General features: G+C 38.2%; 19 protein-coding genes and 3 pseudogenes. 17 read left to right on the forward strand and 5 right to left on the reverse strand.

Annotated features, from left to right (window positions below; genetic code table 11):
- Positions 1 to 54: 54 nt before the first annotated feature.
- Positions 55 to 960 carry an alpha/beta fold hydrolase gene (locus tag CDG55_RS08455; RefSeq protein WP_087535802.1) on the reverse strand — a complete coding sequence of 302 codons (906 nt, stop codon included), beginning with the start codon at positions 958 to 960 and terminating at the stop codon, positions 55 to 57.
- Positions 960 to 1,520 (reverse strand): PadR family transcriptional regulator, encoded by a 561-nt coding sequence (locus CDG55_RS08460; protein WP_087535801.1) that lies wholly within the window; start codon positions 1,518 to 1,520, stop codon positions 960 to 962. The genes CDG55_RS08455 and CDG55_RS08460 overlap by 1 nt, the downstream gene beginning before the upstream one ends.
- 124 nt (positions 1,521 to 1,644) lie before the next feature.
- On the opposite strand from CDG55_RS08460, the gene CDG55_RS08465 reads away from it, so the two are divergent.
- From CDG55_RS08465 to CDG55_RS08480, 4 genes and pseudogenes are all read left to right on the forward strand, one after another.
- Positions 1,645 to 3,669 carry an NADPH-dependent 2,4-dienoyl-CoA reductase gene (locus CDG55_RS08465; protein WP_213066139.1) on the forward strand — a complete coding sequence of 675 codons (2,025 nt, stop codon included), beginning with the start codon at positions 1,645 to 1,647 and terminating at the stop codon, positions 3,667 to 3,669.
- A 73-nt stretch (positions 3,670 to 3,742) separates the two neighbouring features.
- Complete coding sequence (locus CDG55_RS08470) at positions 3,743 to 4,159, forward strand: nuclear transport factor 2 family protein (protein ID WP_087535799.1); 417 nt, start codon at positions 3,743 to 3,745, stop codon at positions 4,157 to 4,159.
- A 30-nt stretch (positions 4,160 to 4,189) separates the two neighbouring features.
- Positions 4,190 to 4,909: an SGNH/GDSL hydrolase family protein gene (locus CDG55_RS08475; protein ID WP_087535798.1), complete on the forward strand. Its 720-nt coding sequence runs from the start codon at positions 4,190 to 4,192 to the stop codon at positions 4,907 to 4,909.
- 3 nt (positions 4,910 to 4,912) lie between these two features.
- Positions 4,913 to 5,092 (forward strand): annotated as a pseudogene (locus tag CDG55_RS08480) (alpha/beta hydrolase); the annotation flags it as partial.
- A gap of 70 nt (positions 5,093 to 5,162) precedes the next feature.
- Here CDG55_RS08480 and CDG55_RS08485 read toward each other — a convergent pair.
- Together CDG55_RS08485 and CDG55_RS15590 are read right to left on the reverse strand one after the other, a co-directional pair.
- Positions 5,163 to 5,609 carry a hypothetical protein gene (locus CDG55_RS08485; protein ID WP_005160086.1) on the reverse strand — a complete coding sequence of 149 codons (447 nt, stop codon included), beginning with the start codon at positions 5,607 to 5,609 and terminating at the stop codon, positions 5,163 to 5,165.
- A gap of 73 nt (positions 5,610 to 5,682) precedes the next feature.
- The gene (locus CDG55_RS15590; RefSeq protein ID WP_265736127.1) at positions 5,683 to 5,814 is read right to left on the reverse strand and encodes a hypothetical protein; all 132 of its coding nucleotides are present in this window, start codon (positions 5,812 to 5,814) and stop codon (positions 5,683 to 5,685) included.
- Between the two features lie 166 nt (positions 5,815 to 5,980).
- Here CDG55_RS15590 and CDG55_RS08490 point away from each other — a divergent pair, with 166 nt between their 5' ends.
- From CDG55_RS08490 to CDG55_RS08535, 10 genes are all read left to right on the forward strand, one after another.
- On the forward strand, positions 5,981 to 7,612 hold the full coding sequence (locus tag CDG55_RS08490) for a CTP synthase (protein WP_087535797.1): 1,632 nt from the start codon (positions 5,981 to 5,983) through the stop codon (positions 7,610 to 7,612).
- Positions 7,613 to 7,645: 33 nt separating this feature from the next.
- Positions 7,646 to 8,503, forward strand: a complete 858-nt coding sequence (kdsA, locus tag CDG55_RS08495; RefSeq protein ID WP_087535796.1) for a 3-deoxy-8-phosphooctulonate synthase — start codon at positions 7,646 to 7,648, stop codon at positions 8,501 to 8,503.
- 44 nt (positions 8,504 to 8,547) lie between these two features.
- A complete protein-coding gene (gene eno, locus CDG55_RS08500; protein WP_005160092.1) occupies positions 8,548 to 9,837 on the forward strand; it encodes a phosphopyruvate hydratase in 1,290 nt (429 codons plus the stop codon).
- A gap of 126 nt (positions 9,838 to 9,963) precedes the next feature.
- Positions 9,964 to 10,335 carry a cell division protein FtsB gene (gene ftsB, locus CDG55_RS08505; protein ID WP_087535795.1) on the forward strand — a complete coding sequence of 124 codons (372 nt, stop codon included), beginning with the start codon at positions 9,964 to 9,966 and terminating at the stop codon, positions 10,333 to 10,335.
- Entirely contained in the window at positions 10,319 to 11,023 is a 705-nt protein-coding gene (gene ispD / locus CDG55_RS08510; RefSeq protein WP_087535794.1) for a 2-C-methyl-D-erythritol 4-phosphate cytidylyltransferase, read from the forward strand. Before ftsB ends, ispD begins: the two co-directional genes overlap by 17 nt.
- Positions 11,024 to 11,138: 115 nt before the next feature.
- Positions 11,139 to 11,615, forward strand: a complete 477-nt coding sequence (locus CDG55_RS08515; protein WP_087535793.1) for a DUF6438 domain-containing protein — start codon at positions 11,139 to 11,141, stop codon at positions 11,613 to 11,615.
- A gap of 583 nt (positions 11,616 to 12,198) precedes the next feature.
- Positions 12,199 to 12,618 carry a YeeE/YedE family protein gene (locus tag CDG55_RS08520; RefSeq protein WP_087535792.1) on the forward strand — a complete coding sequence of 140 codons (420 nt, stop codon included), beginning with the start codon at positions 12,199 to 12,201 and terminating at the stop codon, positions 12,616 to 12,618.
- Positions 12,615 to 13,025, forward strand: a complete 411-nt coding sequence (locus CDG55_RS08525) for a DUF6691 family protein (RefSeq protein WP_087535791.1) — start codon at positions 12,615 to 12,617, stop codon at positions 13,023 to 13,025. Before CDG55_RS08520 ends, CDG55_RS08525 begins: the two co-directional genes overlap by 4 nt.
- An 11-nt stretch (positions 13,026 to 13,036) precedes the next feature.
- Positions 13,037 to 13,906 (forward strand): MBL fold metallo-hydrolase, encoded by an 870-nt coding sequence (locus CDG55_RS08530; protein ID WP_228252553.1) that lies wholly within the window; start codon positions 13,037 to 13,039, stop codon positions 13,904 to 13,906.
- 645 nt (positions 13,907 to 14,551) lie between these two features.
- Positions 14,552 to 15,136 carry a uracil-DNA glycosylase family protein gene (locus tag CDG55_RS08535; protein ID WP_087535789.1) on the forward strand — a complete coding sequence of 195 codons (585 nt, stop codon included), beginning with the start codon at positions 14,552 to 14,554 and terminating at the stop codon, positions 15,134 to 15,136.
- A 34-nt stretch (positions 15,137 to 15,170) separates the two neighbouring features.
- Here the strand turns inward: CDG55_RS08535 and CDG55_RS15485 are convergent.
- A pseudogene (locus CDG55_RS15485) lies at positions 15,171 to 15,461 on the reverse strand (helix-turn-helix domain-containing protein); the annotation flags it as partial.
- Between the two features lie 48 nt (positions 15,462 to 15,509).
- Here CDG55_RS15485 and CDG55_RS08545 point away from each other — a divergent pair.
- The 3 genes and pseudogenes from CDG55_RS08545 to uca all read left to right on the forward strand — a co-directional run.
- Positions 15,510 to 15,764 (forward strand): annotated as a pseudogene (locus tag CDG55_RS08545) (IS701 family transposase); the annotation flags it as partial.
- A 235-nt stretch (positions 15,765 to 15,999) separates the two neighbouring features.
- The gene (gene atzF, locus CDG55_RS08550) at positions 16,000 to 17,826 is read left to right on the forward strand and encodes an allophanate hydrolase (protein ID WP_087535788.1); all 1,827 of its coding nucleotides are present in this window, start codon (positions 16,000 to 16,002) and stop codon (positions 17,824 to 17,826) included.
- 16 nt (positions 17,827 to 17,842) lie between these two features.
- Positions 17,843 to 21,448 (forward strand): urea carboxylase, encoded by a 3,606-nt coding sequence (gene uca, locus CDG55_RS08555; RefSeq protein WP_087535787.1) that lies wholly within the window; start codon positions 17,843 to 17,845, stop codon positions 21,446 to 21,448.
- Positions 21,449 to 21,451: the final 3 nt, after the last annotated feature.

Genomic DNA, 21,451 nt, shown 5'->3' on the forward strand with positions numbered 1-21,451 from the left:
TAGCCAGTTTATAAATAAGCTGGCTATTTTTAGGTGAAAAATAGCCTAAGTAAATTATGTTTCTCGTAAAAAATTGCCAATTTCCTGACTAAATTTTCTAGGTTCAGTAATTAGTGGTGTATGCCCTGAACGCTCAAAGTAAACGGCTGTTGCATTGCTTAATGAGTTCGCAATCAGTGTTTGTCCTGTTTCAGGGTAAAGCGTAGATTCACGACCAATAAAGAAGGTTGTTGGACAATCAACATGACTGATTGCTTCACGATAATCTTCATCGTGATTTAAATAGTTCTCTACATACCAAAGCAAGTAATCTAGAAGTTGAATTGGGAGTAAATACTTTTGTAAGAATGGGCGATGTAATGCGAGTTTGAAAATTTTAGGGCTGTAATTGTTGCTGCTTTGAAACTCAATGAATCCAGCCCATAAACTGACTAGCTTAAAACGTATTTCTTTGGGTAAATCTTCCAGTATTACAGCGTCTTTGTATTCCAATAATAAAGTTTGAATATCAAGGAGTAAGTTTTTAAATTGCAAATGTTTCTGACCAAATAACCCATACTGCCAAGTTTCATCGACCGAAATCTTTGGCGTTTGATCGATATGTAAATAGGCTTTGAGTTTTGACCCTAAATCAGCATGTTTCATACCATGCATGGCTGTGGTTGCACCCATGGAATAACCGATCAGGATAAATTGGTCTAATTTTAATTGTTTAATAAGTGCATCTATATCATTCCAATGACTCGAAATGGCATCGGTATTTGGTATAGCACAATCTTTTGAACCACCAAAACCACGCCAATCTGGAATAATAAATTCGTATTTTTTGCGACTCGCAAATAAAAAAGGAAGCCATTGCCAGCTTTGCATACCTAGTCCTGAAAGTACGAGTACAGGTTCACCTTCACCCACACGACGTACAAATAATTTTTCTTGGTCAGGCATGGTATAAAACAGCATTATTTTTCTCCAATTTCGTTTGTTTGTTCGAACTTTTGAAGCTGAGGAATCATTTGTTCTAACCATCTTATCCATTCGATTTCTTTAATGATACCGAGTTCCAGAATCATTTTATGAATAAATAAGACACGATTAGTGGGTTCATTATTTTTAAAGTCTTTGTCATGGATTGTTTGATAAAGACTAAGTTTTTCTTTATGAAGTTCTAGATGTCGTTCAAGTTCAGGCAAAATATTATTGCCGCCAAGCTGTGCTTCTGCTCTTAATCTAACCATGAGGTCATCACGAAGTTGAGCAGGCTCGCTTTGTTGTTGAATCCATGCAGCAAGTTCTATTCTGCCTAGTTGTTCAACTTGATAAGTTTTTTTACGGCTATTGGCAGCTTGTTCTTCTAATGTAGAAATCCATCCTTTTTTCAGCATTCCATTAAGTTCGCGGTAAATTTGCTGATGAGTCGCGTTCCAAAAGAAGCCCATTGAACGGTCAAAACGACGAGCTAAATCAAAACCTGTACTTGGTTTCTCTAATAAGCTCGTCAATAAAACATGGGCAAGTGACATGATGATCCGTAATAAAAAATGACTCATCAGAATTATGCAATATGTTGCATAAAAATCAAATCTTGTTTATAACTTTATGCAACAAGTTGCATTAGCAAGCAGATTGCTAGCCAAAGGAGAAAACATGTCAGCTTATCCACATTTATTACAACCACTTGACTTGGGTTTTACCACATTAAAGAACCGTGTACTGATGGGATCAATGCATATTGGTTTAGAGGAAGCGCCTCAAGGCTATGAACGTATGGCTGCATTTTATGCGGAACGTGCCAAAGGTGGTGTAAGTCTGATTGTAACTGGCGGTGTTTCTCCAAATGATGATGGTGTTGTATTTGCGCATGGTACAAAATTAGATACCATCGAAGAAGCAGAAAAACATAAAGTGATTACCCAAGCTGTACATGAGGCTGGTGGAAAAATCGCAATGCAAATTTTGCATACAGGGCGCTATTCTTATCAAGCAAATATTGTTGCGCCATCAGCGATTCAAGCACCAATCAATCCGATTAAACCAAAAGCATTAAGTTCAGCAGAAGTTCAGCAAACGATTGATGATTTTGCAAACTGTGCCAAGCTTGCACAATATGCAGGTTATGATGGCGTTGAAATCATGGGCTCAGAAGGTTACTTGATCAATGAATTCATTGCTGCTCGTACCAATCACCGTGATGACGAATGGGGCGGTAGTTATGAAAATCGTATCCGCTTTCCTATTGAAATCGTTAAACGTACTCGTGACTTAGTTGGCGAAAACTTTATTATTATTTATCGTTTATCGATGCTTGATTTAGTCGAAGGTGGTTCAAGTTTAGAAGAAGTTGTACAACTTGCTAAAGAAATTGAAAAAGCAGGTGCAACCATTATCAATACAGGGATTGGTTGGCACGAAGCACGTATTCCAACGATTGCAACGAAAGTACCACGTGCTGCATTTACCTGGGTAACTGAAAAGCTAAAAGGCTCAGTTTCAATTCCGTTAATCACATCGAACCGTATCAACACACCTGAAATGGCTGAACATGTACTGGCTTCAGGTCATGCAGATATGATTTCGATGGCTCGCCCAATGTTGGCTGATCCAGATTTTGTATTGAAAGCGAGTGAAGGTCGTAGTGACGAAATCAATACCTGTATTGGTTGTAACCAAGCATGCTTAGATCATATTTTCTCGATGAAAATTGCTACATGCTTAGTCAATCCACGTGCATGTTATGAAACTGAGCTGATTTTTAAAGAAACAAATACAATAAAAAATATTGCAGTAATTGGCGCAGGTCCAGCGGGTCTAAGTTTTGCAACATATGCAGCGAGTCGTGGCCATAAAGTTAAAGTGTTTGATTCAAATAATCAGATTGGTGGTCAGTTTAATATTGCGAAAACCATTCCTGGTAAAGAAGAATTTTACGAAACTTTACGCTATTTCAAACGTCAGATTGAGTTACAGCCGAATATTGAGCTGGTACTCAATCATACAGTGACTTATGAAGAACTCAGCCAAGCGAATTATGATGAGATTGTTGTTGCAACAGGGGTAACACCGCGTCAATTACAATTTGAAGGTATTGATCATCCAAAAGTATTGAGCTACATCCAAGTATTAAAAGAGCGTGTTCCAGTCGGTAAGCGTGTTGCGATTATTGGTGCTGGTGGTATTGGTTTTGATACAGCGGAATATTTAACCCATGAAGGTGATAGCGGTAGTTTGAACCCTGAAAAATTCTATGCGGAGTGGGGTATTGATACGAGCTATGCCCATGTAGGTGGTTTAAAGCAACCTGAGCTAGAGAAATCTGAACGTGAGATTTACTTATTACAACGTAAAACAGCAGCTGTTGGTGCTGGATTAGGTAAAACGACTGGTTGGATTCATCGTACAGGCTTAAAACATCGCGATGTGAAAATGATTGCTGGTGCAAGTTACGACAAAGTGGATGATCAAGGACTACATATCACTGTTGATGGTCAAACTACTGTGCTTGACGTGGATAATGTTGTGATTTGTGCTGGTCAAGAATCGTATACAGCAATGTTCGATCAACTTAAAGCAGATGGTAAGAATGTTCACTTGATCGGTGGTGCGAAGGAAGCGGGTGAATTAGATGCTAAACGTGCGATTCGTCAAGGTGCTGAGTTAGCAGCAGTTCTATAAATAAAAGATGAGACATTCTCTATGTTAGGAGAATGTCTCAAACTTCATTAGCTTAGAATATAAGGAAATTACAATGACAATCGAAACAACTAAGCAAGCGTTAGAAAAATGGCATCAGATGATCAAAACAGGTGACCTTTCAAATTTAAATGAGTTATTAGCTGACGATGTGGTATTTCGTTCACCTGTTGCTTTTAAGCCTTATGAGGGAAAACATGTAGTTTTCTTCATTTTAACGAATGTGATTCAGGTGTTTGAAAACTTTACTTATCACCGTGAGTTCTACACTGAAGATGGTGAAAATGTCGTGTTGGAGTTCAGTGCTAATGTGAGTGGAAAATCGCTTAAAGGTATTGATATGGTTCGTTTTAATGCACAGGGAAAAATCATTGATTTTGAAGTCATGATTCGCCCGATGAGTGGTTTGGCCGCATTGGCAGAAAAAATGGGTGCACGCTTCGCACAATATCAGCCAAACACATCTCAGTAAAATAGCCTAAGCAATATTGAGATTATTAATATGTGGTTAAAACTTTCAACTTTTGCATTATTACCTGTAGTTGTAATACAAGGTGTGAAGGTTCGTAAAAACACACCACGACTTTTAGAAGCGAGTGGTGACCGTGATGGTCTTATTGGACAAGGACAGCCACTTTCTTTACTTATTTTAGGTGATTCGGCAGCAGCTGGGGTTGGTGTTGAGACCCAGCAAGATGCTTTATCTGGTGCGATTATTTCAGAATTAAAAAGAGAATATTTGTTGGACTGGAAATTGCATGCAAAAACTGGTGATACAACAAAACAAGTTTATCAAGCGATCCAACAATTAGAACCCAAAAAATATGATGTAGTCGTCACTTCAGTTGGTGTCAATGATGTGACTAAATTAATTTCTGCTAAAACTTGGATAAAACAACAAAAACAATTATTTACTCAAATACAAAATCATTTTCAGCCAAAATTGATTATTATGTCTGGAGTCCCGCCAATGCAGCATTTTCCTGCATTACCCAATCCATTAGCATGGTTATTTGGGCAATATGCAGAGCAAATGAATCATACATTAAAACAGTGGTTAGCCTCACAGCCACAATTTAGATTTATTGAATACGATATTAAAAATTTTCAGGCGATGAATTTATCTATGGCAAGTGATGGCTTTCATCCAAGTAAAGAAATCTATGCTATTTGGGGGCAACAGGTCGCGACATTGGTACGACAAACATTTACTCGTGCTTAGATAGAAGATGATCCTGTTTGTTCAATTAAAAACTTAGAACCTTATAAAGAAGTTATTCAGCAAATGGAAAATATTGCTGTAGTTACAACAAAAAAAGGAAGTCACTGTGGTTTTTACGAAAGTTTGGAAGTGAAATCGTGGGCATCACGACTGATGGCAGACTTTTTTAAACACTACTCCTAATTTCTAGACGATAAAAAAAGCCACGAGTCGCTTTACAACGGCTCATGGCTTTTTTGAGAGGTTAAATAAATTAATTATTTAATGCAGGTGTTGCTGCCGCAATCGCTGCAGCAACCGCATCGTCTTCAGTTTGTGCTGGAGCGGGTTTGACGGCTTTAGGTTGTTCAACTTTTGCTGGTTTCTGCTCAGTTTGCGCAGGTTTTGGTTGTTCAGCTTGTGCAGTTGTTGTCTCTTCTGCTGTTTGAGCTGGGCGAGTTTCACGACGAATTTCTGTAGTTGTATTTGGCGTTTCTTCTCGACTCATCTCAATCACTGGAGCTGGCGTTGCTGGTTTATCTACGCTTTCCAAAGGCTGAAATTCTTGGTTTTGTTGTGGTTGAGATGCTGCTTGAGTCGTTTGTGTTTCAGAAGTTTGTTCTGATGGTTCTTCATTTTTTGGCTCTTCTTTTTTGACACAAGCAGTAAGTAATAGACCAGTTGCAAGTGCAGCACAGATTAAAAGTTTTTTATTCGCCATTGTTAAAGCTACATATTGAATGAAAGATGCCAGTGATTATAGCAGTAAAATTAAATGAAAAAATCCCTAGGATTTATTGAGCTTGTTGATATTTTATAAATGCTTGCATCAGTGTATCTGTTGAAATTGTAATATGGTCAAAATCTTCAAATGAATTTAATTCTGATCTAAAATTGTTTTTAAACATTAAACGTAATTTATGCATGAAATATCCACAAACCCCATAAATTTTTATCGAAAATGCTGATAGAATAGTCAGTTGTTTATAGTTCTTTGAATTGATGCGGTTTGACTTTGCTTTATAGGGGCAGAGTACAGTAAAATTGCCCAACATTGTAGGCCGATTTCGGCTCGATTGTACGAGAAACTCAATGACCCATTTTATTTTTGTCACTGGTGGTGTGGTTTCATCACTAGGTAAAGGTATTTCTGCTGCTTCTGTTGCCGCACTTTTGGAAGCTCGTGGCTTGAAAGTCACTATGGTAAAAATGGATCCATACATTAATGTCGATCCAGGTACCATGAGCCCATTTCAGCACGGTGAAGTTTTCGTCACAGAGGATGGTGCTGAAACTGACTTAGATTTGGGCTATTACGAACGTTTCCTGCGTCGTGCGAAAATGACCAAACTGAATAACTTTACCAGTGGTCGTGTCTATCAGGATGTTTTGAATAAAGAACGTCGTGGTGATTACTTAGGTGGTACGGTTCAAGTTATTCCACATATTACAGATAATATTAAAGAACGTGTACTTCGCGCAGGTGAAGGCTACGACGTTGCAATCGTTGAGATTGGTGGTACTGTTGGTGATATCGAATCACTTCCTTTTATGGAATCAGTACGTCAGTTGATGGTAGAGCTTGGTCATAAACGTACCATGTTGATGCACTTGACATTATTACCATATATCAAATCTGCTGCTGAACTTAAAACTAAGCCAACTCAACATTCAGTTAAAGAACTTCTTTCGATAGGTATTCAGCCAGATATCTTAATCTGCCGTACTGAATATGATGTTGATGTTGATACTAAACGTAAAATTGCATTGTTCACTAATGTTGAAGCGCGTGCCGTTGTCGTCTGTAAAGATGCAAAAACAATTTATCAAATTCCACGTACATTCTACGAACAAAATGTTGACGATTTAATTTGTGAACGTTTTGGTTACAACGACCTTCCAGAAGCAAATCTTGAAGATTGGGATAATGTTGTAGAAGCATTATTGAACCCTGAATACACTGTTCGTGTTGCGATGGTCGGTAAATATGTTGAATTACCAGATGCTTATAAATCTGTAAATGAAGCACTTTTACATGCAGGTATTCAAAATCGCGTTAAAGTTCAGATTGACTACGTGAATGCGGAAGACCTTGAACAGCAAGATATGAGTATTTTGAGTACTGCTGATGCGATTTTAGTACCAGGTGGTTTCGGTGAGCGTGGTACTGAAGGCAAGATGAAAGCTATTCAATATGCACGTGAAAACAAGATTCCATTCCTAGGGATTTGTTTAGGTATGCAGTTGGCTGTGATTGAGTATGCACGCAATGTTGCAGGTATGCCTGAAGCGAGTTCAACTGAATTCAATCGCTCAACTAAGTATCCACTCATTGGTTTAATTACTGAATGGTTAGATGAACGTGGTGAATTACAACAACGCAGTCTTGAGTCGGATCTTGGCGGTACGATGCGTTTGGGTGCACAAAAGTCTGAACTAGTTGAAGGCACAAAAACACGTGCAGTCTATGGTAAAGCTGAAATTACAGAGCGTCACCGTCATCGCTATGAAATGAATGATCGTTTTATTCCAGCGCTTGAAGAAGCAGGCATGAAAATTTCAGGTTATTCATCAGTACAACATTTGGTTGAAACTGTAGAAATTCCTGAACATCCTTGGTTTATTGCTGTACAATTCCACCCAGAATTTACAAGCTCGCCACGTGATGGTCATCCATTATTTGCTAGCTTTATTGAAGCTGCAAAAAAACAGCATCAAAAGTAAGTACTAAGTTTTAAATAAACTGGGAAAGTTTGAATGTCACAATTAAAACCACAAGAAGTTGTACGTTTAGGCGATATACAAATGGCAAATCATTTGCCATTTGTATTATTTGGCGGAATGAACGTACTAGAGTCAAAAGATTTAGCATTTGAAATTGCTGAAACTTATGTCGATATTTGCAAACGCTTAGATATTCCTTATGTATTTAAGGCAAGCTTTGATAAAGCAAACCGTTCAAGTTTGAATTCTTTTCGCGGTCCTGGTTTAGAAAAAGGGATTGAATGGCTTGCGGACATTAAAAAACATTTTAATGTGCCAATTATTACGGACGTTCATGAACCTTACCAAGCAGCGCCTGTTGCTGAAGTTGCGGACATTATCCAACTCCCAGCTTTCTTAAGTCGCCAGACTGATCTTGTTGAAGCAATGGCAAAAACTCAAGCCATTATCAATATCAAAAAAGCACAATTCTTAGCACCACACGAAATGCGCCATATTTTGCATAAGTGTTTGGAAGCAGGAAATGACAAACTCATTCTTTGTGAACGTGGTTCAGCATTTGGTTATAACAACTTGGTTGTAGATATGCTTGGCTTTGACATCATGAAAGAAATGAATGTACCTGTATTTTTTGATGTCACCCACGCATTGCAAACGCCTGGCGGTCGTGCTGATTCTGCGGGTGGTCGCCGTGCTCAAATCACGACTTTAGCGCGTGCAGGTATGGCAACAGGTTTAGCGGGTCTGTTCTTGGAAGCACATCCAGAACCTGAAATCGCAAAATGTGATGGACCGTGTGCTTTGCGTTTATCTCAGCTTGAGCCATTCTTGGCGCAATTAAAAGAATTGGATACTTTAGTTAAAGGATTCAAAAAGTTAGATACCCATTGATGTAATTGTTTACATCTTATTTTCATTCAACAGAGGAATTGTTCATGAGCCAAATCGTTGACATCCGCGCACGTGAAATTTTGGACTCTCGTGGTAACCCAACCATCGAAGCAGACGTTATTTTAGAATCTGGGGTTGTGGGTCGTGCATGTGCACCATCTGGTGCTTCGACTGGTTCTCGTGAAGCTTTAGAACTTCGTGATGGCGACAAAGCACGCTATTTAGGTAAAGGTGTTAAAAATGCGGTTAATAACGTAAACACTTTAATCCGTGATGCTTTAGTGGGTAAATCAGTATTTGAACAAAAAGACATCGATAACACGATGATCGAGCTTGATGGTACTGAAAACAAAGAAAAATTAGGTGCTAACGCAACTCTAGCTGTTTCTTTGGCTGCTGCTCGCGCTGCTGCTACTGAAAAGAAAATTCCTCTTTTCCAATACATCGCAGACTTGCGTGGTCAAACAACTTTGAGCATGCCTGTACCAATGATGAACATCATTAATGGTGGTTCACATGCCGACAATAACGTTGATATTCAAGAGTTCATGATTGAGCCAGTTGGTTTCACTTCATTCTCTGAAGCATTACGTGCAGGTGCTGAAATCTTCCATTCTCTAAAATCAGTTTTAAACAAAAAAGGTTTAAACACTGCTGTAGGTGATGAAGGTGGTTTTGCTCCGAACTTGCGTTCAAATGAAGAAGCAATCACTGTTATTCTTGAAGCGATTGGTCAAACGGGTTACAAAGCGGGTTCTGACATCATGTTGGCACTTGATTGTGCATCTTCAGAATTTTACAAAAATGGTCAATATATTCTTGCAGGTGAAGGCAATAAAGCATTCACAAGCAACCAATTCTCTGATTATTTAGCTGGTCTTGTAAATCAATACCCAATCATCTCGATTGAAGATGGTCTTGATGAGTCTGATTGGGAAGGTTGGAGCTACTTAACATCAATCCTTGGTGACAAAATCCAATTGGTTGGCGACGATTTATTCGTAACTAATCCTAAGATTTTACAACGCGGCATTAATGAGAAAGTCGGTAACTCTATTCTGATCAAATATAACCAGATCGGTACGTTGACTGAAACTCTAGATGCAATCTACCTTGCAAAAGCAAATGGTTATAGCACTGTAATTTCACACCGTTCAGGTGAAACTGAAGATTCAACGATTGCTGACTTGGCAGTAGGTACAGCAGCGGGTCAAATCAAGACGGGTTCACTTTGCCGTTCTGACCGCGTAGCGAAATATAACCAATTGCTTCGTATCGAAGAATTAACGAATGCAGCTTACCGCGGTAAAGCTGAATTCAAAGGTCTAAACTAAGGTCAATTTATCTATGTTGAATACTTCTGATCATCTTTCTTTACAAAAGACAGAAACTCTGCAAATTCATAATCATATAGAATTTACAGGTGATCTTCCTTGTAAGAAGGATGTAGGGAATTTTTCATGATAGAGATGTTTCGATCGACCTCCAGTAAATTGATTCTTTTACTTGTCATCTTTTTGGTGGCAAGTTTACAGTATCAATTTTGGCTAGGTGAGGGAGGGTATTTTCCTCATCAAGCCTTGACTCAACAGATTAAGCAACAAGCAGAAGTAAATACGGAGCTTAAAGAGCGCAATCGTATTTTAGCAGCCGAAGTTTTCGACTTAAAAAATGGAACGGAAGCGATTGAAGAACATGCACGCTTAGATTTAGGTTTAATCAAGCCAAATGAAACTTTTGTGCAAATGAGTACCATCAGTACCCATTACAAACCAATTTATATCGATCCAAATGCAAAAATAGATACAGCAACCAATGAAAACCCAGACTAAGCTGTGGGCTGTTGTTCCAGCCGCAGGTTCAGGCAGTCGTTTTTCAAAAACTGAATTAAAACAATATCAATATATTCAAAATCGTACTGTGCTTGAGCATACAGTTAATCGATTAAATACATTGGATTTAGCGGGTTGTGTACTTGCAATTGGTGAGAATGATAATTTTGCTAGAACACTTTCTTTTGATCATAAAGAGAAATTACATTTTTGTTTAGGTGGAGTCGAACGAGTAAATTCTGTGCTCAATGCATTAATTTACTTATCTGATATCGCGGATGAAAATGATTGGGTGTTGGTGCATGATGCAGCCCGTCCTTGTGTTACGCGCGCTAATTTAGAGCAATTGGTTAATTCTGCAATACAAAATAATCAAAGTGCAATTTTGGCCATTCCAGTACGTGATACTTTAAAACAAGTGGGTGTAGAACATCAGATTGAAAAAACTGTAAGTCGCGAGTTGTTGTGGCAAGCTCAAACACCACAGATCGCAAAATTAAGAATACTAAAAAATGCGCTTGAAAAAGCATTGATAGATCACATGACAATTACTGATGAAGCAAGTGCTTTAGAATATATCAATTACCCTGTACAAGTGGTGCAAGGCCGTTCAGACAATATTAAAATTACTTATCCTGATGATTTAGAACTTGCACAGTTAATTCTTCAATCACAAATTCGGCTTTAATTTTTAGATTCAAATAGCCTAAGTAAATTTTATTTTATACTTTTACATCATTCTGAATGACAATAAAATGATGATTTGTTAGATTAAAAAAACATAATTTATAATGGATTAACAAATGAAAAAATTATTAATCTTAAGTCTTTTTACTTTTTCTTTAGTAGGATGTGCATCTACACCATCAGAAACTTCAAACACTGTACAGGAAACGATACGTTATTCATCAAGTCCTTGTTTTGGTGCTTGTCCAATTTATTCGGTAGAAATCTCACCTTCTGGAACAGTGAATTTCAATGGTAAGCAATATACTAAAGTGACGGGTACTCAGACCTTAACAATAGATCCTTCGGTATATAAAAAATTACAACAGGAGTTGAAAACTTATCGTCCAGAAACAGGTACAAACGTTAAAACAACTGGCTGTCAGCAAACGGCAACTGATCAACCGAGTGCATATTTTGTTTGGATTAGACCAGATGGAACAACAACGAAATTAAGTCACTATACTGGTTGTATTTCACCAGCAAATATAGAATTAAATAAACTGATTGATAAGCTTCCTAAATTGATTGGTATCGAAGATTTAGTACGCTAATGTCCACGAGAGTCTAAAATAGATAAATTTGTTTCAAGTATAAGAATGAACCATGCGGAGGAGTCTTAAATGACAGCTTTTATAATAATGAAAATGAGTATGTAAGAAGAAGATTATCCTCCTAATCTTGCTGTAGAAGCATTCCGCAATGCGTTCAAGCAAGCCAGTCTTCGACTGTGATATTGTGAAAAATCATCTTTTATTGGAATAATCACTGAGAGCTGAAATTGGTATCATTAAAAAATATATCAATATGTCCTTAAACCCAAGAAAAACAGGCTATTGTATATTTTAATGCGGCAAATTAGCTCTAGAATTCGAATGGTCTGGGAAAAGCAAAATTAAAGATTATTTGTTACTCTGGCATATCGAGGCATATTTTAATGCAGATTTCAGATCTAAATCTTCAAATGGTGAAAAAGCAGAATTACGCAAGTTAAATTATCTTGTAAATGATTTTCCTATTTGATTTGTTGGGAGGGTATTGGCTGAATTTGAATAGAAATTCTGTAACAATAAAGAGCTTTAATTATTATACTTAATAATATAATATAAAAATATATAATGTTTTTGCGGATCAATTATGTCTAGCATTATTTCTGCTTTAATCGGTGGTGGAATTTTAGGGCTTGCAGTCGTTGGCTATTTATATGTGAATGGTCGCATTACGGGTATCAGTGGGTTACTGTCTCAATTATTACAACCCAAGCTATTTGTTCGAAGCTCAGCTATGTGGTTCTTATTGGGGCTACTCATCACACCATTTATTTATCAGATATTTATAACACCTGAGATTGTTATTAAATCATCTCCAATTGGATTGATTATTGCTGGTTTATTGGTTGGTTTTGGTACTCGTTTGGGTTCAGGTTGTACAAGTGGGCATGGGATCTGCGGGATCAGTCGCCTATCTATACGCTCCATGATTGCTACAGTTACATTCATGTTAGCTGGAATAATAACTGTATATGTTATTCGTCATATCTTTGGAGTTGCGCTATGAAGAATGTACTTGCTTTTGTATTTGGTAGCTTGTTTGCGCTAGGCTTGCTGGTTTCAGGAATGTCTAATCCTGAAAAAGTTTTAGGTTTTCTTGATATTTTTGGAAAATGGGATATCAGTTTGATGTTCGTGATGATAGGTGCAATCATTGTGGCGATTCTTCCATTTCAAAAAGCGATTCGAAATCCGAAAACGATTTTTGGTGAAGAAATATCATTACCAATCAGTACCCAAATTGATAAAAAATTAATAGTTGGGTCGAGTCTTTTTGGAGTTGGTTGGGGCATTGCCGGAATCTGTCCCGCACCTGCAATTACATTGATTGGATTGGGTTATTCTCAAGTATGGTATTTTATTATCGCGATGGTGTTCGGTATGTCTGTACATCGTTTATGGTCCGAACGATAGGAGACAAACTTATGCAACCTCAAGTCAAGGCATTCTTTGATCAGGATACCAATATATTCAGCTATGTGGTTACTGACCCAGGTACAAAGGTTTGTGCAATCATTGACAGTGTATTGAATTATGATGCGGCATCTGCTTCAATATCAACTCAGGGTGCAGATGAAATTCTTCAATACATTGAAGAAAACCAGCTCAAGGTGGAGTGGATTTTAGAAACTCATGTCCATGCAGATCATCTAACTGCCTCACAATATTTAAAAAGCAGGGTAGGTGGCAAAATTGCCATGAGTGAAAAGATTGCAATTGTGCAGGAAATTTTTAGTGCAATCTATCATATTGATCTTAAATATTTTAATACCCATCAAACTTTTGATTACCTGTTTAAGGATCACCAACATTTTAAGATTGGTGAGATGGATGCCTACAATATTCCAACTCCAGGCCATACGCCAGCTTGTCTGAGTTATGTGATTGGTGATGCTGTTTTTGTCGGTGATACATTGTTTATGCCTGATTATGGGACAGCGCGTTGTGACTTTCCAAAGGGTAGTGCGGAAATTTTATATGACTCTGTGCAGCAGCTTTATAAGTTACCTGAACAGACTCGCGTTTTTCTTTGCCATGACTATAAGCCTGATGGAAGAACTGAGTTTGTGTATGAAACCAGTATTCAAGCACAAAAGCAGGGCAATATTCATTTAAATGCCACAACCACCAAGCAGGATTTTGTGCGGATGCGTCAGGTGCGTGATGCAAAATTAACAATGCCAAAACTAATTCTACCGTCTATTCAAATCAATATGGATGCAGGACGTTTTCCTGAACCAGAATCGAATGGAATACGTTATCTGAAATTACCGCTAAATTATTTCAAATCCTAGACTTATCTTAGGAAACCTTGTTTTTGGTAATAAGGATTCTTTTCGCTTAACTATATAAATAGCCTAAGTAATTTTAAAAATTTAGAGAATAAAACTATCTCATAAATTTAAATCAATTATTAAATATCAATGTCTTATTTATTAGCAATGAAGAAATAAAAACAGCGCATCCATTAATGCGCTGTTTTTAAAATTGAATTTGAAAATTAACTAGTCAAAACTTCTTTATTCTAGCCATAACAATTGCTAAGGCAATTGGCAAGGACAGTGTGATCAATCCAGAATCCCCATAACCGTTTATTCCTTTGATATGTTTTTGTCAAAATTTTTAGAAAGCGTTCTACTGTAACAATTCATCCCAGAAAAAGTTATCATAATTTTCTCTAATAAAAATATCCCTACTTAAACAATAACTTAAAAACAGGATTTAATGTTTAGACAATGGTAAAGTGTGGGTAAGTGGTTCGTGGGGAAATCGTGACAACTCAAGCAATTTGACAAGAATTTAATTTCTTATTTTGAAGTGGGGCGAATTTGATACAGATATGATAATCAACACTAAGAATAGAAAGGTGATGTTTATCGTGGTAATTTGCATCCTGAGCTGCTTAAATTATTAGTGAACAGGTATTTTTTAGCGGCACGATGATAGAAATAGAAACACATCCACTCACTCCATTTTTGCCTGGCAATGCAAAACTGCTGATGCTGGGGAGTTTTCCACCACCTCAGAATCGGTGGAAGATGAACTTCTACTATCCAAACTATCAAAACGATATGTGGAGAATATTTGGTCTGATTTTTTTCAGTGATAAAAACCACTTTTTAGATTTACCTAATAAAAATTTTAAGGAAAGTCAAATCCGTGAGTTTTTGTCTCAAGCTGGAATTGGGATATTTGATACGGCCTATCAAATTAAACGCTTGCAGGGCAATGCCTCAGACAAGTTCCTGGAAATTGTGACTCCAACCGATTTGTCAGCTTTGCTTGAGCAAATTCCGATGTGCCATACCATTATGACAACGGGAGACAAGGCCACAGATACGCTGATGCAGTATTTTCCAGATCAGCCAGTCAAGCCCATGATCGGTCAATCGGTACAGGTGAATTATGACAATCGTGAGCTAAACTTATATCGCTTGCCTTCATCATCACGGGCCTATCCATTGGCGCTCGAAAAAAAAGCCGATGTTTACAAACAGTTCTTTCAACAAATAGGTTTGGTTTAATTATAAAAGCAGGGGAAATGAATGAATGATGTCGCCAATCTAGGATTTTCGCCTGATAGTCTGAGATCAATGTATCGGGCCGACCTGAGCGATGACTATCTTTAATCGATCCAAACTCATACAATTTCCAACGTCGGCGTTGTAGCCTTATGGTTTTTGGGATACGTTCTTGTAGAATGGCAACTTCCGCAACACTTTTACCTTCGGAAAGCTAGAGAATAGTTGGGGCACGTTGTCTTTCACGCCAATGTTTTGCATGTTTGGACAGAAAAATGAGTCGTTCTCGCTGTTCTAAACTGAGTGGTACAGAAACAATTCGAGGCATGTGTGAACATCTGTTAACTAAAAAAACCTTTTCGCATGATTAGTTGTTTTGTCAACTTATCACCGAGTGATTAAACAGGTTTGTCATATTGAAAAGTTTCAAGTAAGACGATCTAAACTGATTTTGAATCATATTTTTTCAGCTTTGATGGCCTACGTCGAGATACAAAAGAATCAGTTTGAGCGGATCTTTGAAAATGTATATCGTTGGCAGAAGAAATTATTTAGACCAATCATCAAAGACTTCATTGATGACTTTATTCTCGATAAAAATCATCTGTTACAACAGAGAATCTATAAATAATACTGCGTAAGTCCTATTAAATATGAATTTGAGCAACTTTTGATAAACAAAAATGCTATTTGCTAAATCATGGAGCATTTGCATTAAAACAAAGCCTTTTAAGCACCAAGATGAAAATTAGAAAAAATAGTATATCTATAAAATAATATAAACATCTGATTTATATGTTTAAAATAAATTGGCATGGATTCTGCATTTTAAAATTCAAACTTGTATACAAGATGGGATTCATAAAATGCATGAAATAAAAACTTTAGGTTGGACAATTTCAGAGTGGCAAACAGCTTATTCGAAAAATGAGATCCGACTCAATACTTTAAAAGATTTAGTTGCATTAATTGATCCTCAAGATAATGCATGGATTTCAATTGCGACGTTAGAACAGATTGAACAGCAAATTCAAGTTCTCAATGAATTAAGCAAAGAAGCTGAAAGTTTAGAAAAACAATTTCCACTCTACGGCGTTCCGTTTGCAGTGAAAGATAATATTGATGTTGCAGGGTTTGTAACTACCGCAGCTTGTAAAGCTTTAACTACTGTTGCAGCAGAAGATGCTGAAACAGTACGTCTGTTAAAACAAGCGGGAGCGATTGTCATTGGTAAAACTAATCTTGATCAGTTTGCAACGGGTTTGGTGGGAACGCGTTCACCTTTTGGTGCAGTACCAAACAGTTTTAAACCTGAATATGTCAGTGGTGGCTCAAGTTCTGGTTCAGCAAGTGTGGTTGCTCGTGGATTTGTCCCATTTGCATTAGGCACTGATACCGCAGGTTCTGGTCGAGTGCCAGCGGCATTTAATAATATTGTTGGGCTAAAACCAACCAAAGGGCGGTTTTCAAATCGTGGTTTATTGCCTGCTTGTAAAAGTCTAGATTGTATTTCGATCTTTGCCTTAACCGTTGTAGATGCAGACTTGGTTGCAAATGTTTTAGAAGCATATGATCCATTGGACAGCTATTCACGTAAGCATCCAAAGAATGTTCCAGCACATTTCTCTAGCAAATTAAAATTTGCCATTCCAGAAAAACTAAATTTCTTTGGGGATGAGCAATCAGAAAAAGCATTTCAGCATACTGTCCAACTCCTTGAATCATTAAATGCTGAAATCACTAAAATTGATTTTGCAGATTTTGAGCAATTGGCGGTGCAACTATATCAAGGTTCATGGGTGGCAGAGCGTACCGCAGCCGTTGAATATTTACTGAAAACCAATCCTGATGCATTTGATCCAACGGTATTAGAAATTATTAAAAACGGCGAAAAATATTCAGCGGTGGATGCCTACAATGCAGAATATTTAAAACAAGATTTAGCTCGTAAAATCCAACAAAGATTAGCTGATTTTGATGCCTTAATTGTTCCAACCGCACCTACAATTTATTCCATTGAGCAGCTTCAACAAAATCCGATTGAATATAACGCTCATTTAGGAACCTACACTAACTTTACCAACTTGGCAGATTTGAGTGCTTTAGCTTTACCAGCAGGATTTAGGGCTGACCATTTACCATTTGGGATCACTCTAATTGCACCTGCTTGGCATGATGAGGCATTGGTTCATTTTGGTAAAGCTTGGCAAAACTATCTTGCACTGAAATTAGGGGCATTGGATAAAGCTCTGCCTTTAAGTTCTGCTACGCCTATTTCGCAACATCATATTCGTGTTGCAGTCGTTGGTGCTCATCTAACAGGTATGCCATTAAATTTCCAATTAACCACACGTGATGCTGTGCATATTGAAACCACAACAACTTCTAAAAACTATGCGCTTTATGCTTTGAATGGAACAGTTCCGCCGAAACCTGGCTTAGCACGTCAGCAAGATGGACAAAGCATTATTGTTGAATTGTGGGATGTTCCTACTGCTCGATTTGGTGAATTTGTGGCAGAGATTCCAACACCTTTAGGGATGGGCAATGTCGAATTAGAAGATGGGCGCTGGGTGAAAGGTTTTATCTGTGAGCCTTATGGCATAAATGATGCAGAGAATATTAGTCATTTTGGTGGATGGAGAGCTTATATCCAGCATCGTAACAGCCAAGCAGCAAACACAGCGAATTAATTGGGAGGAAATCATCATGTTTAAAACTGTACTTATTGCAAACCGTGGTGAAATTGCTGTTCGAGCGATTCGCACACTTAAAAAATTAGGTATAACCAGTGTTGCTGTGTATTCGGATAGTGATCGTTATGCGCAACATGTCGAAGATGCTGATATTGCGATTGGATTAGATGGTTTAAAACCAGCCGATACTTATTTGAGTATTGAAAAATTAATTCAGGCAGCTAAACAAACTGGCGCAGAAGCAATCTTTCCAGGTTATGGCTTTCTTTCTGAAAGTGCAGATTTTGCTCGTGCTTGCGAAGAAAATAATATTGCTTTCATGGGACCAACGGCTGAGCAAATTCTAGAATTTGGTCTAAAGCATCGTGCTCGTGAATTAGCTGCTGCTGCCAATGTACCAATGACACCAGGAACTGGATTGTTGGATAGTTTAGATGAAGCACTGACTGCCGCAGATCGTATTGGCTATCCAATTATGTTGAAAAGTACTGCTGGCGGTGGTGGTATTGGTTTGACTCGTTGTGATACGCCACAAGCCTTGACCGATGCTTATGAAAGTGTAAAACGTTTGGGCGAGCAGTTTTTTAAGGATGCAGGCGTATTTATTGAATGCTTTATTGATAAAGCTCGTCATGTTGAAGTACAAATCTTTGGGGATGGAAAAGGGCAAGTCGTTGCATTTGGTGAGCGTGATTGCTCTTTGCAACGTCGTAATCAAAAAGTGGTCGAGGAAACTCCAGCGGCAAACTTACCTGAGGCGACACGTAAAAAACTGCATCAAGCAGCGGTAGAATTGGGTAAATCTGTTAATTATCGTAGTGCAGGAACAGTAGAGTTTATTTACGATGCCAATCGAGATGAGTTTTATTTTCTAGAAGTGAATACACGCTTACAGGTTGAGCATCCAGTCACTGAGATGGTTACGGGTCTAGACTTAATTGAATGCATGCTCAAAGTTGCTGCTGGTGATGAACTTGATTGGGCATATCTCAACAATATTCAGCCTAAAGGCGCGGCGATTGAGGTTCGTGTTTATGCTGAAGATCCTGTTAAAAATTTCCAGCCTAGTCCCGGTGTACTGACAGAGGTTGCCTTTCCTGAAGGTACACGTGTTGATACTTGGGTCAAAACAGGCACAGAGATTTCCCAATACTTCGACCCAATGATTGCCAAGATTATTGTGCATGCTGACGATCGTGCTAGTGCTATTGAAAAATTAAAGCATGTATTGGCTGAAACTCGATTGAATGGCATCAGCACAAACTTAGATTACGCACGTGCCATCGTTTCAGATCAGCGTTTTGAATCTATGCAAATTTGGACAAGAATGTTGGATGATTTCAATTACACGCCAAACGTGATTGAAGTGGTTCAAGCTGGGACTTTAAGTTCAATTCAAGATTATCCGGGTCGTACAGGCTATTGGGATATTGGTGTTCCGCCATCAGGTCCCATGGATGACTATGCATTTCAGCTTGCTAATCGTATTGTTGGAAATGATGCTAAAGCTGCCGGCTTTGAGTTTACCTTAGTTGGACCAACATTAAAGTTTCACACAAATACGATTATTGCTTTGGCGGGAGCAAGCTGTACTGCGTTGTTAGATGATCAGGAAATTGATTTTTGGAAGCCTGTAGAAGTTAAAGCAGGACAAATTCTAAAAATCGGTCAAGTAGAATCAGGTTGCCGTACATATTTAGCGGTTCGAAATGGTTTGGATGTCCCTGTATATTTAGGCAGTCGTTCTACTTTTGCGCTTGGTAATTTTGGTGGTCATGCAGGTCGTACCTTACGTGTCGGCGACATGATTAAAATGGTTGATCCAGCATTTGCTGGTGCAGAATTGCCACTTGCACATGACGAACCTCAAGCGTTGTCGGCTGAATTGATTCCTGAATATAGTAATGAATGGGAAATTGCGGTGTTATATGGCCCGCACGGCGCACCGGATTTCTTTAAACCAGAATATGTGGAAGAGTTTTTTGCATCAGAGTGGACAGTTCACTTTAACTCAAATCGTTTAGGTGTGCGTTTATCAGGACCAACGCCAAGCTGGGCACGAGAAAATGGTGGTGAAGCAGGTTTACATCCATCAAATGTCCATGACTGTGAATATGCGATCGGTGCAATTAACTTCACAGGCGATTTCCCTGTGATTCTGGCAAAAGATGGTCCAAGTTTAGGCGGTTTCGTTTGTCCTGTGACGATTGCCAAAGCAGAGCTTTGGAAAGTGGGGCAACTTAAAGCCGATGATAAAATTCGTTTTTATCCGATTAGCGTTGAACAAGCCAATGAACTTGAACGTCAGCAAATTGAAAATATCCAAAACTTTGCGGAAGCAAGCAAAGTTGTAGAAACAATTGAGCCAATTCAAGAGGTTGTCAGTACGATTTTGGCACAACGAGAACCAACTGAATTGTCGCCAAAAACAGTGTATCGCCAAGCAGGTGATAGTTATATTCTCTTAGAATACGGCGAAAATGTTTTAGATTTGGCTTTGCGCTTACGGGTGCATCAACTGATTCAAATGATCCGTGATGCAAAAATTGCAGGCGTATTGGAACTGTCACCGGGTGTTCGTTCACTACAGATTAAATACGATGGCTTAGTAATTCCACAATCACAATTGATTGCTCAATTACTTCAACTCGAAGAAGAGATGGGCGATTTGAGCCAATTAAAAATCCCATCTCGTATCGTACATTTGCCGATGGCATTTGAAGACAGTGCGACTTTAGGAGCTGTAGAACGCTATCAAGAAAGTGTTTGCTCTAAAGCACCGTGGTTGCCAAATAATGTTGATTTTATCCAACGCATTAATGGCTTGGCAGATCGGAATGAAGTCAAAGATATTATTTTTGATGCGAACTATTTAATTCTTGGCTTGGGTGATGTGTATTTAACTGCACCATGTGCTGTACCAATCGATCCACGCCATCGTTTACTCAGTTCTAAATATAATCCTGCACGTACCTTTACCGCAGAGGGAACAGTGGGTATTGGTGGCATGTACATGTGTATCTACGGCATGGATTCACCGGGCGGCTATCAATTGATAGGGCGTACTTTACCAATTTGGAACAAGTTTAAGAAAAACAAACAATTTGGTGATAAACAATGGTTCTTACAATTCTTTGATCAAATTAAATATTTTGAGGTGACAGAAGAAGAACTGAATCAATGGCGCGCTGACTTTGAAAATGGTCGTGCTGAGATCAAGATTGAAGAAACAGAATTCGATTATGCGGATTATGTAAAATTCTTAGAGAATGAAGCTGAAAGTATTGCCGAGTTTAAAGCTAAGCAACAACAAGCATTCACAACTGAAGTGGATCGCTGGAAAGAGGAGTTTGCAGCTCAACCTGAAGAACAGATTCAAGAAAATAACCATGCTGATTACAGTCATTTAGCATCATTAAATGCATCGATGACAGGTAATATCTGGAAAATTTTTGTTGAACATGGTCAAGAGGTTAAAAAAGGTGAAACTGTTGCTATTATTGAAGCAATGAAAATGGAACTTCCAGTTTATGCAGAAGAAGATGGCATTGTAAAAGCTATTATTTGTAGAGCAGGGCAAACCGTACATAGTGGTGAACCACTGGTTTATATGGAATAAGGC

Origin of the sequence: Acinetobacter sp. WCHA45 (genome assembly GCF_002165255.2) — a bacterium.
In the GTDB taxonomy this organism is placed as follows: domain Bacteria; phylum Pseudomonadota; class Gammaproteobacteria; order Pseudomonadales; family Moraxellaceae; genus Acinetobacter.

Coding starts and splice junctions, on each gene's coding strand:
- CDG55_RS08465 (WP_213066139.1), top strand. CDS start 1,645: ATGTCAGCTTATCCACATTTATTACAACCACTTGACTTGGGTTTTACC.
- CDG55_RS08455 (WP_087535802.1), bottom strand. CDS start 960: ATGCTGTTTTATACCATGCCTGACCAAGAAAAATTATTTGTACGTCGT.
- eno (WP_005160092.1), top strand. CDS start 8,548: ATGAGCCAAATCGTTGACATCCGCGCACGTGAAATTTTGGACTCTCGT.
- CDG55_RS08485 (WP_005160086.1), bottom strand. CDS start 5,609: ATGGCGAATAAAAAACTTTTAATCTGTGCTGCACTTGCAACTGGTCTA.
- CDG55_RS08535 (WP_087535789.1), top strand. CDS start 14,552: ATGATAGAAATAGAAACACATCCACTCACTCCATTTTTGCCTGGCAAT.
- CDG55_RS08475 (WP_087535798.1), top strand. CDS start 4,190: ATGTGGTTAAAACTTTCAACTTTTGCATTATTACCTGTAGTTGTAATA.
- CDG55_RS08470 (WP_087535799.1), top strand. CDS start 3,743: ATGACAATCGAAACAACTAAGCAAGCGTTAGAAAAATGGCATCAGATG.
- kdsA (WP_087535796.1), top strand. CDS start 7,646: ATGTCACAATTAAAACCACAAGAAGTTGTACGTTTAGGCGATATACAA.
- CDG55_RS08525 (WP_087535791.1), top strand. CDS start 12,615: ATGAAGAATGTACTTGCTTTTGTATTTGGTAGCTTGTTTGCGCTAGGC.
- uca (WP_087535787.1), top strand. CDS start 17,843: ATGTTTAAAACTGTACTTATTGCAAACCGTGGTGAAATTGCTGTTCGA.
- CDG55_RS08460 (WP_087535801.1), bottom strand. CDS start 1,520: ATGTCACTTGCCCATGTTTTATTGACGAGCTTATTAGAGAAACCAAGT.
- ftsB (WP_087535795.1), top strand. CDS start 9,964: ATGATAGAGATGTTTCGATCGACCTCCAGTAAATTGATTCTTTTACTT.
- CDG55_RS08490 (WP_087535797.1), top strand. CDS start 5,981: ATGACCCATTTTATTTTTGTCACTGGTGGTGTGGTTTCATCACTAGGT.
- CDG55_RS08530 (WP_228252553.1), top strand. CDS start 13,037: ATGCAACCTCAAGTCAAGGCATTCTTTGATCAGGATACCAATATATTC.
- ispD (WP_087535794.1), top strand. CDS start 10,319: ATGAAAACCCAGACTAAGCTGTGGGCTGTTGTTCCAGCCGCAGGTTCA.
- CDG55_RS15590 (WP_265736127.1), bottom strand. CDS start 5,814: ATGCATAAATTACGTTTAATGTTTAAAAACAATTTTAGATCAGAATTA.
- atzF (WP_087535788.1), top strand. CDS start 16,000: ATGCATGAAATAAAAACTTTAGGTTGGACAATTTCAGAGTGGCAAACA.
- CDG55_RS08520 (WP_087535792.1), top strand. CDS start 12,199: ATGTCTAGCATTATTTCTGCTTTAATCGGTGGTGGAATTTTAGGGCTT.
- CDG55_RS08515 (WP_087535793.1), top strand. CDS start 11,139: ATGAAAAAATTATTAATCTTAAGTCTTTTTACTTTTTCTTTAGTAGGA.